This is a genomic window from Burkholderia contaminans (assembly GCF_029633825.1).
GTDB lineage: Bacteria > Pseudomonadota > Gammaproteobacteria > Burkholderiales > Burkholderiaceae > Burkholderia > Burkholderia contaminans.
The window spans coordinates 101,776-118,139 of record NZ_CP090641.1 but is presented as its reverse complement, the minus strand read 5'-3'; the positions used below and the strand labels follow the sequence as shown (position 1 = coordinate 118,139).

The window sequence follows — 16,364 nt, the reverse complement described above, 5'->3', positions numbered from 1 at the left end:
ATCATGCAGAACCCGCAAGCCGTTCCCGATTACCTGATGCAGTCCGACGCGGTGCGCGAGCGCTTCGAGCGCCTGAAAACACGCGACGTGATACTCGACGTGCGTCATGTCGGCAAGCGTTTCGCGACACCGCAGGGCGAGTGCACCGCACTCGACGACATCAGTTTCCGTACCTACCGGCGCGAGTTCGTGTGCGTGATTGGTCCGTCCGGCTGCGGCAAGTCGACCCTGATCCGCATCCTGGCCGGGCTCGACGCGCAGACGAGCGGTGAGGTGCTGCTCGACGGCAAGCCCGTGGAGGGGCCGGGCGCCGATCGCGGCATGGTGTTCCAGGGCTATACGCTGTTTCCATGGCTCACCGTGAAGAAGAACGTGATGTTCGGCCTGCGGATGAACGGCAGCAGCAGCGGCCAAGCCGAGCGTGAAGCGCTGCAGTGGCTCGACCTGGTCGGGCTGACGCGTTTCGCGGATGTCTATCCGCACCAGTTGTCGGGCGGGATGAAGCAGCGCGTGGCGATTGCCCGCGCGCTCGCGAACCGTCCACGCATCCTGCTGATGGACGAGCCGTTCGGCGCGCTCGACGCGCAGACTCGGGCGCGGATGCAGACGCACCTGCTCGACATCTGGCGCAACATCGACGTGACGATCCTGTTCATCACGCACGATCTCGACGAGGCGATCTTTCTGGCGGACCGCATTCTCGTGCTGAAGGCGAACCCGGGGGCGGTGCAGGAACTGATCGAGGTGCCCGTGCCAAGGCCGCGCGACTATTCGCAGGTCAATACGCCCGAGTTCGTCGCGACGAAGGCGCGGCTCGAGGCGCTGATCCATCCGAAGGAGGCAGTGGCCATCGACGACGGCGTGCGGCCGCACATGATCCGCATGACGGATGTGTCGGACAACGTCGAGTAAGTGGTGGTCGTCGCGAGCCGGCCGTCCAGCAGGCCGGTGTCGGCCAGTACGAAAGTGCCGGTGCAGTTTGCCGCAAGGCAGGCGGGCGTTCCATTGCGACACCAGCCAGTCACATGCGACGGACTGTCGTGCCGGCAACGGGTCGAACGCCTTGCCGACTGCATCGCCGGCGCGGTCGCCCAGGACAACGCCGACGATCGCACGAAGCTGCGCCGCTACCTCGAGCAGAAGGCGGCGCGGCCTGAAGGGTCGCACTGGCGCGCGTACCATGCGGCGCGCCATCGTTTGCCGTGACGCGTGACCGACCGTCGAGCGTCCCGTCAAGAACGCATTCGACATTGGTACCCGGATCGTCGACAATTTCGTCCACAAACGATGACATGTTGCCTCATGGTGATGAATCGGCCGGGGCTGTTCCGGCTCGCCGCGAAGCAACAACAGGCAGGGCGCCCGACCTACCCGTCGGGTTCGCATCCGGTCTGTCGATTTCACCGGGGCCGTCACATTCGCATGCTCGATCCTGCAGTAGCAATCGCCACATCCGCACTCATGAGCACGGTATTGCTGGTGCTGCTCGGCTCCCTGCTTCGATCGGGGATAGCCGGCGTCCTCGAATGGTTCGTCGCCAATGCCGCGATGGCCGTCGGATTGCCGCTGATCCTGATGCGCGGCTGGATTCCGGATTACCTGTCCGTCGTGGCCGCGAACATGCTGATGGCACTGGCCGCCGTCACGTACTACGCGGGGTGCGCGCGCTTTCTGGGTCGTCCCGTCCGGTGGCCCGCGCTGGCCGGTTCACTGCTGCCGCTCGGGGTCGCGCTGGTCTACTGGCGTTACGTGATCGACAGCATTCCGCTTCGCGTACTCGTCACGACCCTGTTCAGCGCGGCATTCTGCGTCGCGATCGCGCTCCTGGTGCTACGGTACCGTCCGACCGGCCGGCACGCGTATCCCTATCGGGTGACCGCGGCGATGGCCTTCCTCTTCGCGGGATGCCAACTGGCGCGCGGGATCCATTTCATGACGCTGGACGGCGTGTCGAGCCCGCTGATGTTCGCGTCGACGGGCAGCGTGATGCTGCTGGTCGCCAGTGCGGCCATCATGCCCACGCTGTCGATGTCCGCGATGATGATGGTGCACGACGTGCTGCTCGCCGATGCGCGCGAGGCGGCGAACCGGGATTACCTGACCGGGGCGCTCTCGCGCAAGGGTTTCGAAGCGGTCGCGCGCGCCCAACTGGCCGACGCGGGCAGGCGCGGCTTCCCCGTCTCCCTCCTGATCGCCGACCTCGATCATTTCAAGTCGATCAACGATACGCTTGGTCACGCTGGCGGCGACACGGTGCTGCGCGAATTCGTTCGCGTGGCCCAGGCGCAACTCAGGCGCGGCGACGTGCTCGGGCGCATGGGGGGCGAGGAATTCGCGGTGCTGCTGCCTGCAACGGAGCCGGACGACGCGCGGCGCCTTGCGGAGCGGCTGCGCAACGCCGTGCTGGCTCAGCCCGTGACCACGTCGAACGGCCCGTGCTCGTACAGCATCAGCGGCGGCGTGGCCGGCTGGCGGCCTGGAGAAAACCTGGACCACCTGAGTACGAAGGCGGACGCCGCGCTGTACGAGGCGAAGCGCTCGGGCCGCAACAGAGTGTGCGTGCACGGCGAGACGCCGGGCGCAAACGTCTCGCCGTCGCAAGGCGGCGTGGAGCCGGCTCCGGTGTCTTGAACACGCGGGCGAGGTGATCGAGCGGTCGCTTGCCCCGCGGATCATCGTCGGGGCGGTCGACATGTATCCGGATCAGGAACTCGGGGCGCGCTGCAGGGCGGCGTGCCGTCGAACTGGGGGAGCATTCGCGAGCCCGATGCGCTGTCGACACTCGATGCCGCCTATCTGGCGTGACGCGTGGGCCTCTTCGGAATTCGCACGACCGAGGCGTCGTGCGCCGCGGTGCTTCCGGCCTCGCCCGGCCTCCTTGGGCCAGGCGAGGCTGCAGAAGGGCGGACCGCTGCCCGCCATCGTCGCGCGCAACACCACAAATGCCCGCCAAATCCTGCCGACCTCGGTCGATGGCGACGGCATTGCTGTCCAACGAGCGCCTCGTGCCTGATTTATTGTCCATGCTCGTCGGAATGCCGCCGCCAGCCCGGCCATATCGTTGTTGTCGGCGTCGATGCGCCGTCGTCGTGCGGGGCGTAGGCAAGGGTAGCGTTGCTGGTCAAGGGTGTCGGGCATTCACTGTCGGCGAACCGCGCCCGGCCTCCTTGATTGGCGTGCATCTTAAATGAGCGTGCGCAGCGAAAACTGACAAGTTCTGACATCCGGAGCGCGAACGGCATCGGCGTGCCGGCGGGCGTCGCGTGTTCGGTTATAGTGTCGCCCGATCGCAGACACGAGTACGAATCGCGTGATGTTCCGGCTCATCTTCCTCATCCTGATTACCTGGGCCTCGGGGGCCTTCGCGGCAACGCCGATTACGCTGCCGGACAGAGGGCAGGTCAGCATCCGGAACGGCTGGGATCTGTTGCGCGACCCGGGCAACATGCTCACGATCGAGCGCATGTCGCAGCCCGAGGTCGCACGCGCGTTCGTCGGGCAGACGTCGGAGCCCGCGCTCGGCTATGTCAACGGCGCGGCATGGCTGCGCCTGACCGTGACCCGGCCGGCGAGCGCACCGCCGATGTGGCTGCTGGAATTGCGATCGCCGCTGCTGAACGACGTCACGCTGTACGTGCCGCAGCCCGGCGGCGAGTACCAGCGCCACGTCGCAGGGGATCGCAAGCCGGTGGAGCAACGCGACATCGCGTACCGCAACCCCGTGTTTCGCCTGGATCTTCCGGCGGGCCAGCCGGTCACGCTCTATCTCCGGATCCGCAGCACCAGCACCATGAGTTTCTCGATGACGCTGTGGTCGCCCGACGCGTTCATCTCCGCCACGAGCAAGGAATCCTTGCTGTTCGGCCTGCTGGACGCCGCGCATCTCGTGCTGCTCGTCTCGAGCCTGTGGCTGTTCCGGGTGACGCGCGATGCGTCGTTCGGGCTCTACGGGCTGAGCGTCATCGTGAACCTGCTCACCGCGCTCGGCGCCGAAGGCTACATCTATCAATACCTGCTGCCGGACTTTCCGGTCGCCAGCAATGCGATCTACCTGCTCAGCTGGCTGCTCGGCACGCCCGTCGGCACGCTGTTCACCGCGCACTACCTCGGCCTGTTCAACGGGCGCTGGCGGCGTCCGACGATCGCTTTTTCCGCACTGACGATCGTCGTGGCGCTGGCTGTCGCGCCGCTGATGCTGATCATCAATGTCTGGTGGGTGCGACCGCTCTACCTGTTCTGGCAGATGGCGGTCATTCTCGTCACGATGGGCGTTGCGCTCTGGCTCACCGCCCGAGGATACCGGCACGCACGCATCGTCGTGCTCGTGCTGTTGCTGTTGCTCGCCGGCAGCGCATTGCGTGTTGCGCGCAACGTCGGCTGGATCCCGCCGGGGCTGCTCGCCGACAACGCCGGATACCTGGGGATGCTCGCGTTCATGCTCGTCATGAATTCGGCGATCAGCTCGCGCTACAACGCGATGCGCAATGCGATGGAAGCGGCGCAGGCCGATGCATTGCGTGTCGCGCGCCAGGCCGAGCGCGATCTCGAAGCCAAGGTCGCGCTGCGCACCCAGGCGCTGCGGAAGGCAATGGAGCAGGTGGAAGCGTCGCTCGCGCTGGAAAAGCGTGCGCAAGACGAGCAGCGCCAGCTTCTGGCAACCGTGTCGCATGAGCTGCGGACGCCGCTGGCCGTCATCGACGCCACTGCCCAGAATCTCGACCTCGACGACTCCCGCGCCGATCCGTTGACGTCGTCGCGCTACCAGAAGATCCTGCGCGCGACGCAGCGTTTGACGGTGCTGATCAATGACTCGCTGCACGAGGACGGGTTCGAGCTGCTGCGACGCGGAACCCGCATCGGCGACACCCGGCTGGCGGCGCTGCTCGACGATGCGGCCACGGCTGCCGGCGCGCTGTCCGACGGCCACCGCCTCGAAATCGACGCGAAAAACCTGCCGGACATCTTCGTGTGCGACGGCAGCCTCACGCGTCTCGTGCTGCGCACGCTCGCCGACAATGCCGTCAAATACACACCTGGCGGCACCCGGATCGTGTTGCGCGGGCGGCGTGTGCCGGGCGGTGTGGAGCTGGAAGTCGAGGACGACGGCCCCGGCATCGCGTCGGCGGATCTGCCGTATGTATTCGAGCGGTTCTATCGCGGCCGCAACGTGGGCCGCAAGCCGGGAACGGGCCTCGGCCTCCCGTTGGCGCGCCGCATGGTCGAGATGCAGGGCGGCACATTGAACCTCGTCAGTGAGGCAGGGCACGGCTGCCGGGCGACGGTCTTTTTGCCTGCAGACGCGAACCGGGCGGCCGTTGCCGCTCAGGCCAGCATCAGCGGCACGGCGAACGTGTAGCCGGTGCGATGGACGGTCTTCAGCGGCAGTTCCGAACCGGCCTCGCTTCGCCAGCGCTGCCGCAGTCGGCTGACCATCGTCTCGAGCCTGCGCTCGTCGTAGTCGACCCAGTCGAAGCCGAAATCCTCCGCGATCTGCCGCCGGCTCACGGCCTTGGACGGATGGCGCGCCAACAGAGAGAGCAGGGCGATCTCGCTGGCCGACAGATCGAGCCGGCCGCCGGCCGGCGCGGTCAGCACGCGCGCCTGGCAGTCGAGCCGCCAGTCGTGCGCTACCCGGCGGCCGAGCGCCTGGAGAATGGCGTCGAGTTCGAGCAGCTTCACCGGCTTGACGAGATAGTGATCGGCGCCGCCAATCAGGCCGTCGATCTTGTCCTGGGTCTCGCCGCGGGCAGTCAGCATGACGATGCCGCAGTCGCGATGCCGGGCCCTGAGCCACACGGCCGCGTCGAAACCGCTCCCGTCCGGCAGCATCACGTCGATGATCGCAAATGCGAGATCCGACGCCCGTGCCTGGAACTCCGCGACCGTGCCAGCCTGATCGACCGTCCAGCCGCGCTTTTCCAGGAATGCGGCGATTTCCTCGCGCAACTCGACCTCGTCGTCGAGCAACAGCACCTTTGCCATACCGCTACCTTCGATCCGCGTTGTGTAGTTGCGGCGTCTTGCCTTTGTTTCCGCCGCGATCGACGGCCGTGCCGCGCGGGATGGCGCGACGCAGCCGTCATTGGCCCCGCATTCGCCTGCGATCTGCAAGCGCCGGGATTTTAGCCGACCGTGGCGGCGAGACGCTGGGTTGCAGGCGGTCAGCATCTGTGATGCCGAATTGACATAAGAGAATTCGCCTACCAAGCTGACCGGAAGCGATTTTCGATTCGCGCTTCCAAGTGGATCCCGAGGAATCAACCGAGGTCGATAATCGTGCAGATTCCCGTTCTCCGGAGATCAAATGCCAAAATCGTTCCAGCGTTTCACCCTCAATGTGACGCTTCAGCATATTGATCCGCCGATCTGGCGTCGGATCGAAGTCGAAGGAACCGAATCTCTGCGCAAGCTGCATCACATTCTGCAGGCAGCTTTCGGATGGGAGGACACCCATCTGCACGACTTCCTGATCGACGGCATGACCTACGCGATGTTCGAGGTTGATGACGTGGCGGACTTCGCCGATCCGGACACGACTGCCGATGACCGGAAGGTTCGTCTGCAGACAGTCCTGAAGCCAGGTTCGCGCTTCGTTTACCGATACGACTTCGGAGACGGGTGGAATCACACCGTCGTCGTCGAGAAGATGGAAGCGGTCGATAGCGAACCGTGGGGCGAGGCCCAGGTCATTGACGGCGCTCGTGCTTGTCCGCCTGAAGACGTGGGCGGCCCAAGGGGCTATCAGGCGTTCCTGGATACGTTGTCCCACGATCCGGACAGTGAACAGGCAGCGCGTTACCGAAACTGGATCGGCCCCGGTTTCGATGCGGAGCTGTTCGATCTGCGTGCAGCCAATGCAGCGCTGTTACGCATGGCTTCCAACCGCTGGGGCAACTGATGACACACTGAGTCGAGACTCCAATCGGCATGAAGACCGGGCCGCCCGACGCGACGTTTTTATTTAGCGGAAACGCGACATCTGAACTTGGGATCTACGCCGGGTATGTCGATAATTCACGTTATGTCAAATAATATTCAAGGAATTGCCGCAATGATCCGGGCGATCGAGACATGGCTGTTCCCGGCACCTCGCGCTCGGCGACAGCGGAACAAGCCTGAAATCGCCTCCTTCGAAACGCCTGCCCGGGCCATGCGTACTTTGTGTCGCGATCGCGTCATACGCCCGGCGTCGCCGCGCATCATGCATCTCGCGCCGGATGTTACGAATGATCCGGTACAGATGCCGGATCTCCCGGGCGGTATCGCTCAACTCACGCTCCGGCAGCCCCGCCAGAAAAGCTGACAGCGCCCGCAATGTCGTTGATCGACATCATTGCCTCAGCGCCACGACTCGATCACCGCCTCCTCCATGAGGCTTGCCCGTAAATTCATCAAGCCGGGGTGCATCCATTTGGCAGCCCCAATCTTGTACGCGTGTAATCATGTGTAATTGATCACAAGATTCGGTTCGCATAATTTCATATTCAAGCGAGCCCCGACATAGGCAAATCGCGAATAGCTTGAATTGCAGATCACTCAATATTTGCAAGTCAAGGCGTGAATGTGCTCGATTATTTTCGCGACGCGACGATCTTGCCATGCGCGCATCCTTCGAACTGAAACAAAACAGGTGAAAAAAATGTCCGAGAATGTTCAATCGCTTACCAATGAACAAAAAAATGCATACGGAGTGGTTGCCGCTCTGGCAATCGAGGAAGCCAATAAGGTAGCCGAGCTTATTGCGAAAGATCACCCCGAGATTTTCAAGAAGTCTCCCCACGAAGACCTGTACTTCATTAATGCAGGCGGCCCTTTCACGATCAGGGCGGTCAGCGGGTATCAACTCCTCACCTTGAATTGTCCGGGTCTTTCCTACGATGCGACCCAAACTGCGATTACGCTTACAGTTTCGGGGTACGGCGCGTATACCTCCTCAGCCGATCTTACTTTTCTTCGGACGCTGAGCGGCCAGACCCTTACGCCGACGCAGCTGTTGTCATATGGAACTGTAGCCTTCACGCTTACCATTGGAGTAGGCGCAACGACACTTCAATTTTCCGCGAATGACGGAACCGTAGTCGGGATCCTTTCCGGAAGCGGAAACACGGCATTCAATGGGCAGCCGCCGATCACCGGGACTGCCACCTTTAAGAAGGCAAGTTGATTTGTTCGCCGAATCAACTTGATTCAATGTGATTCGTATGGCGATCGAGTGAGTTGCCGCATGTGATGTTGATTCCTCTGATCGCCATACCCATGACAGGATCTGCATGCGCGCCGCGTTGATCGCTACGCGGCGACCCATCGCGACACGGTGTTCGCGATCGAGGACGATTTCGCGTCGGTGTTCGGCAAGGCGTTCCTGGCGCCGTACGACGCGGAAGTGGAAAGCTATCGCGGCAGCGGCCGGCATTGAGCGTCGAACGGGGCGCCCGCCGCCGGTGGCGGCCGGTGCGTACCGGCGGTGGTGTCAGGTGCCCGCTTCATGCGAGGCGACCTTGTTTCGCCCCGTTTCCTTCGCGTGGTACAACGCCTCGTCGGCCGCCTTGATCACCGACTCGACCTCCCCTTCCTGCCCGGGGGCCCAGCTTGCCACGCCGATGCTCGCGGTGACGCGCCCGAATTCACTTTCCGCATGTTCGATCGCGAGCCCGTCGATCGCCGCGCGAATCCGCTCGGCAATTTCGGTCGCGCCCGTGGCCGGCGTATCGGGCAGGATCACGACGAATTCCTCGCCGCCATAGCGGGCGGCGGTGTCAGCGGGACGCCGGATGTTGTCGCCGATGCATCGCGCAACCGCTGCCAGCGCGTCGTCGCCGGCCTGGTGACCATACGTGTCGTTGAAGGCCTTGAAGCGGTCGACGTCGACGAACAGCAGCGAAAACACCGAACGGGCACGGCGTGCGCGGCGCCATTCGAGGTCCAGCACTTCCCCGAACGAGCGGCGATTGTTGAGCCCCGTGAGGCCGTCGGTGCGCGCGAGCATCACCAGCTCGGATTCGGCCCGTATCCTGCGCCGCAGTTGGGTGCCCAGCAAAAAGGACAGCACGATGAACGCCGCGCCGAAGGTCGCCACCAGCGCGCCGATCGTGATCGCCCGGCGCCGCCACGCTGCATAGATGTCCTGCTCCGCCTCGGCGACCATGATGATCAGCGGCAGGTGCGGCAGCGTCTTGAAGTAGTACAGGCGGCGCACGTTGTCGATCGTCGAGGTCTCGACGAACGAGCCCTCCGGTGCCGTCATGAAGTGGCGAAACGTCGCCGCCTTGCTGATGTCGCGGCCGATGGTGCGCACGTCGTACGGCTGGCGCATGAACATGATGCCGTCCCGGCCGACCAGCGAGATCGCGCCGTGGGAGCCGAGCGCGAGGCCGGCGAACAGCGTGTGGAAATACTCGAGATTGACCGCGATCATCACGATGCCGCCGAACGAGCCATCCGGATTCGACACGCGGCGCGTCAGTGCCACGCTGAGCGAGCCGCCCCGCAGGCGGGACGCATAGGGATCGCTGATGTAAAGCCCGGCGTTCGGATTGTCCCGGTGCACCGTAAAGTACTTGCGGTCGCCGAAGTTGCCCTGGCGCGGCGTGTCATTCGCCGAATCCAGGATGATGTTGCCGGCCGCATCCAGCACGAGCATCGAGCCGAGAAATTGCGCCGTCATCGCGTGGTCGAACAGGACGCCGCGCCGCAGGGCCGGTGTGGTCGCCATGACGTCCGGCCGCTGCAGGCCCTGGATCACGGCTTCCAGGGACAGGCTGTACAGCTCGATATTGCGTTCGATGTCGCGCTCCGCGACGAGCGCCAGGTTTCGCGACGTCTCGCGTGCGCGGTCGAGCGCATCGTGACGGCTCTGAAACAGCTGCAACACGCAGAGGCCCATCAGCGCGCACGCGATCAAGGTCCCCGCCAGCACAACGTAGTACGGCGCTGCCGAGCGCGAATGCATCCGTTTCCTCTCAGGTTGGGTCGATGCTGACGCACCGGTTGGTATGGTTTCTTGTGAATAAGCTATACCAAAAAGTGTGACGCCCGGGTACGAGGTGCAGTCCGGACTTGCCAGCGTGCCGGTCACGTGAGCTGAACGGTACCGCGCGGAAGGCGCCGGCCTGAATTCACGAGGGGATGCGGCGCGAGTCGTTGTCGGTGACGGAATTGAAACAATCCGCCCGCACTGACACGCACATTGAAATACCGAGGGGGTTGCCGTTCGAATGCACGGCTGGAGCGAGAAGCGGGCAAGAGACCGGGCGCACTGCCCGGCCCACGCCGATCGCGTGCGCGACGCCAAACGCGCCGCGCACGCGATCGAACGACGACCGTCAGACGGCCATCACCGTCACCGACTTCGTGACCAGGTACGGCTCGAGCGCTTCCGGGCCGCCTTCCGAACCGTAGCCCGAGTCCTTCACGCCGCCGAACGGCATTTCCGGCCACGGCGTCGCCGGCTGGTTGATCCACAGCATCCCGACTTCGAGGCGCTGCGTGAGCAGGTGCACGTTCGCGAACGAACGCGTGAACGCGTAGCCGGCAAGACCGAACGGCAAACGGTTCGCTTCCGCGATCGCCTCTTCGAGCTTGTCGAAACCGCGAATCGCCGCGACCGGGCCGAACGGCTCGTTGTTGAACACGTCCGCATCGAGCGGCACGTTCGCGATCACGGTCGGCGCGAAGAAGTTGCCTTCCGAGCCGATCCGCTCGCCGCCGGTTTCGATGCTCGCACCGACCTTGCGCGCGTTGTCGATGACCGACGCCATCGCGGTCAGCCGGCGCGGGTTCGCGAGCGCGCCGAGCGTCGTGCCTTCCTCGAGGCCGTTGCCGACCTTCAGCCCTTCGGCATGCTTGACCAGCGCGCGCGTGAATTCGTCGCGGATGCTGTTGTGCACGAGGAAGCGCGTCGGCGAGATGCAGACCTGCCCCGCGTTGCGGAACTTCGCGCCGCCGGCCGCTTTCACCGCGAGCGCAACGTCGGCGTCTTCGGCCACGATCACCGGTGCGTGCCCGCCCAGCTCCATCGTCGCGCGCTTCATGTGCAGGCCCGCCAGCGAGGCGAGCTGCTTGCCGACCGGCGTCGAACCCGTGAACGTGACCTTGCGGATCACCGGGTGCGGGATCAGGTACGACGAGATTTCGGCCGGATCGCCGTACACGAGGCCGATCACGCCGGCCGGCACGCCTGCGTCGACGAAGGCGCGCAGCAGCGCGGCCGGCGACGCGGGGGTTTCTTCCGGCGCTTTCACGAGGAACGAACAGCCGGTTGCCAGCGCGGCGCTCAGCTTGCGCACGACCTGGTTGACCGGGAAATTCCACGGCGTGAACGCGGCGACCGGGCCGACCGGCTCCTTCACGACCGTCTGCTGTGCGCCGAGGTTGCGCGGCGGCACGATCCGGCCGTACACGCGGCGGCCTTCGTCCGCGAACCATTCGATGATGTCCGCCGCCGACAGCACTTCGACGCGCGCTTCGGTGAGCGGCTTGCCCTGCTCCTGCGTCATCAGCTGCGCGATCGCGTCGGCGCGTTCACGCACCAGCGCGGCCGCCTTGCGCATCGTCGCCGCGCGCTCGTGCGCGGGCACCTTGCGCCATGCCTCGAAGCCGCTTTGCGCGGCGGCGAGCGCACGGTCGAGATCGGCGATGCCCGCATGGGCCACCCTGCCGATCGGCTTGCCGGTCGCCGGGTTCACGACGTCGATCGTCTTGCCGCTCGCGGCGTCGACCCACTCGCCGTCGATCAGCAGTTGCGTATCCGTATAAGTCACGTTAGCCATCCAGACACCCCTACATTGCGTCGATAAACGCGCGCTGCCGCGAACGGCCGCGCGCCGGTTGACAGAAAAAGCCAGGCCGCCGGGGCAGGCACGCACCCGGCGGCGGTGACGGCGGGCACGCCGGCCCGCCCTCGTTCCGCATGGAGCCGCGCTCAGCGCGCGGCCGCCGTCGCCTTGCGGAGTTTCGCGACGTCCGCCGCCTGCACGGCCGGCGCGCCGTTGTTCCAGCCGGCGCGCATGAACGTCAGCACGTCGGCGATCTGCCGGTCGTTCAGCTGATTCGAGAACGCCGGCATCGGATACGCGGACGGCACGCCATCGATCACGAGCGTCTCGCTGCCGTTCAGCGTCACGTTGATCAGCGACGCGGCATCGGCTTCGAGCACGTTCGGATTGCCGGCGAGCGGCGCGAGCAGCGGCGCGTAACCGCGCCCGTCCGCGCCGTGGCAATGCAGGCAGTAAGCGTTATACACCTTCGCGCCCGGATCGGCCGCCGGCCGGCCCAGCACGACCTGCGTCGCCTTCGGATCATAGCTGTACGGCGGCGCGCCCGTGCCGCCCGCCGCCGGCAGCGATTTCAGGTAACGCGAAATCGCCGTCAGGTCGTCGTCGGAGAGTGCCTGCGTGCTGTGGTTGATCACGCTGACCATCGAGCCGAACGCGGTCGCATGGCGGTTCGCGCCGGTCTTCAGGAACTGCGCGACCTCGGCCTCGTTCCAGCGGCCGAGCCCCGTGTTGGGCTCGCCTGTCAGGTTCGACGCGAACCAGTTGTCGATCGACGCACCCGACAGGAACGCCGCGCCGCCTTCGTCGAGCGCCTTCTCCTGGAAGCCGACGCCGCGCGGCGTGTGGCACGACCCGCAGTGCCCGAGCCCCTGCACGAGATACGCGCCGCGGTTCCACATCGCATCCTTCGCCGGTTTGTCGGCGTAAGGCGTCGTGTCGAGGAACACCATGTTCCACAACGCGAGCGGCCAGCGCATGTTCAGCGGCCACGGGATGTCGGACGTACGGTTCGCCTGCTTCACCGGTTCGACGCCATGCATGAAGTACGCATACAGCGCCTTCACGTCGTCGTCCTTCAGCTTCGCGTACGACGGGTACGGCATCGCCGGATACAGGTTGTGACCGTCCTTCGCGACGCCCTTGCGCAACGCGCCGGCGAACTCGGCTTCCGTATAGCCGCCGATGCCCGTCTCCGGATCGGGCGTGATGTTGGTCGTGTAGATCGCGCCCATCGGCGTGACCATCTTCAGGCCGCCGGCGAACGGCGTGCCGCGCGGCGCGGTGTGGCACGCGACGCAGTCGCCCGCTTTCGCGAGATACGCGCCGCGCGCGACGAGCGCGCTGTCGGCCGGCGCCGCCTGCGCGGCATATGCGGCCGTGCCGGCCAGCAGTGCGGACACGGCAAGCAACGACGTGCCGAGCGTCTTCAGGGTGAGGTTTTTCATGGTCGTCGCCTCCCCTCAAGCCGTCTTCAGCTGGTCGCCGACCGGCAGCTTGCGCAGCCGCTTGCCGGTTGCCGCGAAGATCGCGTTGGCCACCGCCGCGGCGGTCGCGGCCGTACCCGGCTCGCCGATCCCGCCCGGCGCCTCGCCGCTTTTAACGAGATGCACCTCGATCGGCGGCGTCTCGTTGATCCGCAGCATCCGGTAGTCGGTGAAGTTGCTCTGCACGACGCGGCCCTCCTCGATCGTGATCTCGCCATACAGCGCGCCGGTGATCCCGAAGATGATGCCGCCCTGCACCTGCGCCTCGATCGTGTTCGGGTTGACGACCATGCCGCAATCGACCGCGCACACGACACGCTTCACCTGCACTTCGCCGTTATCCACCGCGACATCGACGACGATCGAGAAGAAGCTGCCGAACGCGTGCATCACCGAGACGCCGCGCCCTTGCCCCGTCGGCAGCGCCGGTCCGCCCCAGCCGGCCGCCTTCGTCGCGACGTCGAGCACGTTGAGCGCGCGCGGCGTCTTGCCGAGCAGCGCGCGGCGGTATTGCACCGGGTCGGTCTTGGTCTGCGCGGCCAGTTCGTCGATGAAGCTCTCGACCACGAACGTGCCGCGCGTCGGGCCGACGCCGCGCCAGAACGCGGTCGGCACGTGGCGCGGCTCCTGACGCACGTAGTCGACCAGCTGGTTCGGCAGGTCGTACGGCAGCTCGGCCGCGACTTCGATCGCGTCGGGATCGACGCCGTCCTTGACCGCGGGCGGCGCGAAGCGCGCGAGGATCGACGAGCCGACGATCCGGTGCTGCCACGCGACCGGCTTGCCGTTCGCGTCGAGGCCGGCCGAAATCCTGTCGTGGTAGCACGGCCGGTACATGTCGTGCTGCACGTCTTCCTCGCGCGTCCAGACCACCTTCACCGGCGCGTTGACCTGTTTGCCGACCTTCACGGCCTGACCGATCATGTCCGTCTCGAGCCGCCGGCCGAAGCCGCCGCCGAGCAGGTGGTTGTGCACGACGATCCGGTCGGGCGCGAGGCCCGTGAGCTGCTGCACGGTATCGCGCGCCCGCGTCGGCACCTGCGTGCCGACCCAGATCTCGCAGCCGTCGCCGCGCACGTGCACCGTGCAGTTCACCGGTTCCATCGTCGCGTGCGCGAGCAACGGCTGTTCGTAGACGGCGTCGACGCGCGTCTTCGCATTCGCGAATGCCTTGTCGACGTCGCCGTCCTTGCGTGCGACCGCGCCCTTGCCGTTCGCCGCCGCCTGCGCGAGATCCGCGAACAGATCCTTCGTCGAGACTTTCGCGCCCGCGCCCTCGTTCCACTTCACGACCAGCGCCGACGCGCCGCGCTTCGCGGCCCACGTGTGATCGCCGACCACCGCCACCGCGTTGTCGACACGCACGACCTGGCGCACGCCGGGGATCTTCTTCGCGGCCGTGTCGTCGACGCTCGCGACCGTGCCGCCGAACACCGGGCTGTTCACGATCACCGCGTACAGCATGCCGGGCAGGCGCACGTCGAGCCCGAACTGCGCGGTGCCGTCGACCTTCTCCGGTGAATCGAGCCGCTTCGCGGGCGTGCCGATCAGCTTGAAATCCGCCGGCTGCTTCAGCGCGACGTCCTTCGGCACCGGCAGCTTCGCCGCCGCATCGGCGAGCTGGCCGTACGACGCGCGGCGGCCGCTCGGCGGATGCTGCACTTCGCCGTTCGTGGCGCGGCAGGCTGCCGGATCGACGTTCCATTGCTTCGCGGCGGCCGCGACCAGCAGCGTGCGCGCGGTCGCGCCCGCACGGCGCAGCGGTTCCCATGCGTAGCGTATCGACGTCGAACCGCCGGTGAGCTGGCCGCCGAGCAGCGGATCGAGGAACAGTTTCTCGTTCGGCGGCGCATGGTCGAGCGTCACGCTCGACAGCGGCACTTCGAGTTCTTCCGCGATCAGCATCGGCAGCGCCGTATAGACACCTTGCCCCATCTCGACCTTCGGCATCACCAGCGTGACCTTGCCGGCGCGGTCGATCTGCACGAACGCGTTCGGTGCGAACACGCCGGGTTGAGCCGGTTCGGCGGCGTCGCCGCCGATCACCGAACGGCGCGCATCGTCGCCCGCGGCCGGCATGCTGAAGCCGAGCAGCAATCCGCCGCCGGCCGCCGCGCCCAGCGACATGCCGAGCTTGAGGAACGAACGGCGCGACACGCCCGCGCCGGCCCGACCGGCTTCGATCAGTCCTCGTGACATGTCAGGCCTCCTTGGCGGCTTGCTTCACGGCCGCGCGAATCCGGTTGTACGTGCCGCAGCGGCAGATGTTGCCGGCCATTGCCGCGTCGATGTCGGCGTCGCTCGGGTTCGGGTTCGATGCGATCAGCGCGGTGGCAGCCATCACCTGCCCCGATTGGCAATAACCGCACTGGACGACGTCGAGCTCGCGCCATGCCTGCTGGACCTTGTGGCCGGCCGGCGTCGCGCCGACGGCTTCGATCGTCGTGATCTTGCGGCCGGCGACAGCCGCGACCGGCAGCACGCACGAGCGCGCGGCGACGCCGTCGAGATGCACAGTGCACGCGCCGCACTGCGCGATCCCGCAGCCGAACTTCGTGCCGATGAGACCGACGACGTCGCGCAGCACCCAGAGCAAGGGCATGTCGTCGGGGGCGTCGACCGAGCGGGTTTCGCCGTTGATGTTGAGGGTGATCATTCAGCCTCCGGGCCGGTGTATTGGGGATTCGGCGCGAACGATGCGCCGCGTGGTGTCGTCATCGCCGCCGCGTGCCGTGCGGCGGGTGTCGTGCGGCCCGGGTGGGAGCGGGCCGCAACGAGGGTGCTGCGTGGTTACTCGGCGACGTCGATGCCCGCCAGCACCTTGATGACCGGCGGCGCGGTGAACCAGTCGGCCGACTTCGCGCGGAATTCGCCGAAATACGGGCTCGCCAGGTGCGCGTCGAACGCGGCCTGGTCGTCGTAGATCTCGTACAGGTGGAGGTTCGGCGAACCGTCCTGCTCACGGAACAGGTCGTAGCGCCGGTTGCCCGGCTCGGTGCGCGTCTTCGCGACCATGCTGCGCAGTTCGGCCTCGGCGGCCGCCGCGTGTTCGGGTTTCAGGAACAGGGAAGCAATTACGTGGAGCGCCATCTTGTCACTCTCCTAG

14 protein-coding genes and 1 pseudogene are annotated in these 16,364 nt (G+C 66.0%); 7 read left to right on the top strand and 8 right to left on the bottom strand.

Going from position 1 to position 16,364, the window contains the following annotated elements:
* The first annotated feature begins 3 nt into the window (after nucleotides 1-3).
* From LXE91_RS18310 to LXE91_RS18295, 4 genes are all read left to right on the top strand, one after another.
* The gene (locus LXE91_RS18310; protein WP_039357746.1) at nucleotides 4-912 is read left to right on the top strand and encodes an ABC transporter ATP-binding protein; all 909 of its coding nucleotides are present in this window, start codon (nucleotides 4-6) and stop codon (nucleotides 910-912) included.
* 93 nt (nucleotides 913-1,005) lie between these two features.
* A complete protein-coding gene (locus LXE91_RS18305) occupies nucleotides 1,006-1,206 on the top strand; it encodes a hypothetical protein (protein ID WP_039357749.1) in 201 nt (66 codons plus the stop codon).
* A 273-nt stretch (nucleotides 1,207-1,479) separates the two neighbouring features.
* Complete coding sequence (locus LXE91_RS18300; protein WP_306453766.1) at nucleotides 1,480-2,631, top strand: GGDEF domain-containing protein; 1,152 nt, start codon at nucleotides 1,480-1,482, stop codon at nucleotides 2,629-2,631.
* 682 nt (nucleotides 2,632-3,313) lie between these two features.
* Nucleotides 3,314-5,356, top strand: a complete 2,043-nt coding sequence (locus LXE91_RS18295; RefSeq protein ID WP_039357752.1) for a sensor histidine kinase — start codon at nucleotides 3,314-3,316, stop codon at nucleotides 5,354-5,356.
* Here the strand turns inward: LXE91_RS18295 and LXE91_RS18290 are convergent.
* Nucleotides 5,323-6,168: a response regulator transcription factor gene (locus LXE91_RS18290; RefSeq protein ID WP_223274299.1), complete on the bottom strand. Its 846-nt coding sequence runs from the start codon at nucleotides 6,166-6,168 to the stop codon at nucleotides 5,323-5,325. The two genes, LXE91_RS18295 and LXE91_RS18290, sit on opposite strands and share 34 nt — an antisense overlap.
* Nucleotides 6,169-6,304: 136 nt before the next feature.
* On the opposite strand from LXE91_RS18290, the gene LXE91_RS18285 reads away from it, so the two are divergent.
* Entirely contained in the window at nucleotides 6,305-6,898 is a 594-nt protein-coding gene (locus LXE91_RS18285; protein WP_039357758.1) for a plasmid pRiA4b ORF-3 family protein, read from the top strand.
* A 126-nt stretch (nucleotides 6,899-7,024) separates the two neighbouring features.
* Here LXE91_RS18285 and LXE91_RS18280 read toward each other — a convergent pair whose 3' ends face one another.
* Nucleotides 7,025-7,270, bottom strand: coding sequence for a hypothetical protein (locus LXE91_RS18280; protein WP_223274298.1), 246 nt, complete (start codon nucleotides 7,268-7,270; stop codon nucleotides 7,025-7,027).
* Nucleotides 7,271-7,639: 369 nt separating this feature from the next.
* Between LXE91_RS18280 and LXE91_RS18275 the strand changes: the two genes are divergently transcribed.
* Both LXE91_RS18275 and LXE91_RS18270 read left to right on the top strand, forming a co-directional pair.
* Nucleotides 7,640-8,164 carry a hypothetical protein gene (locus LXE91_RS18275; RefSeq protein WP_046196518.1) on the top strand — a complete coding sequence of 175 codons (525 nt, stop codon included), beginning with the start codon at nucleotides 7,640-7,642 and terminating at the stop codon, nucleotides 8,162-8,164.
* A 108-nt stretch (nucleotides 8,165-8,272) separates the two neighbouring features.
* Nucleotides 8,273-8,416: pseudogene (locus LXE91_RS18270) on the top strand (type VI secretion system-associated FHA domain protein TagH); the annotation flags it as partial.
* Nucleotides 8,417-8,470: 54 nt separating this feature from the next.
* On the opposite strand, the gene LXE91_RS18265 reads toward LXE91_RS18270, so the two are convergent.
* The 6 genes from LXE91_RS18265 to LXE91_RS18240 form a co-directional block, all read right to left on the bottom strand.
* Nucleotides 8,471-9,949, bottom strand: a complete 1,479-nt coding sequence (locus LXE91_RS18265; RefSeq protein ID WP_039357764.1) for a sensor domain-containing diguanylate cyclase — start codon at nucleotides 9,947-9,949, stop codon at nucleotides 8,471-8,473.
* A gap of 373 nt (nucleotides 9,950-10,322) precedes the next feature.
* Nucleotides 10,323-11,768 (bottom strand): NAD-dependent succinate-semialdehyde dehydrogenase, encoded by a 1,446-nt coding sequence (locus LXE91_RS18260; protein ID WP_039357767.1) that lies wholly within the window; start codon nucleotides 11,766-11,768, stop codon nucleotides 10,323-10,325.
* A gap of 152 nt (nucleotides 11,769-11,920) precedes the next feature.
* Nucleotides 11,921-13,219 (bottom strand): c-type cytochrome, encoded by a 1,299-nt coding sequence (locus LXE91_RS18255; RefSeq protein WP_039357770.1) that lies wholly within the window; start codon nucleotides 13,217-13,219, stop codon nucleotides 11,921-11,923.
* Between the two features lie 15 nt (nucleotides 13,220-13,234).
* Nucleotides 13,235-15,457, bottom strand: a complete 2,223-nt coding sequence (locus LXE91_RS18250) for a xanthine dehydrogenase family protein molybdopterin-binding subunit (protein WP_039357772.1) — start codon at nucleotides 15,455-15,457, stop codon at nucleotides 13,235-13,237.
* 1 nt (nucleotide 15,458) lies between these two features.
* Nucleotides 15,459-15,914: a (2Fe-2S)-binding protein gene (locus tag LXE91_RS18245; protein WP_039357775.1), complete on the bottom strand. Its 456-nt coding sequence runs from the start codon at nucleotides 15,912-15,914 to the stop codon at nucleotides 15,459-15,461.
* Between the two features lie 134 nt (nucleotides 15,915-16,048).
* Complete coding sequence (locus LXE91_RS18240; RefSeq protein WP_039357777.1) at nucleotides 16,049-16,348, bottom strand: putative quinol monooxygenase; 300 nt, start codon at nucleotides 16,346-16,348, stop codon at nucleotides 16,049-16,051.
* Between the last annotated feature and the right edge of the window lie 16 nt (nucleotides 16,349-16,364).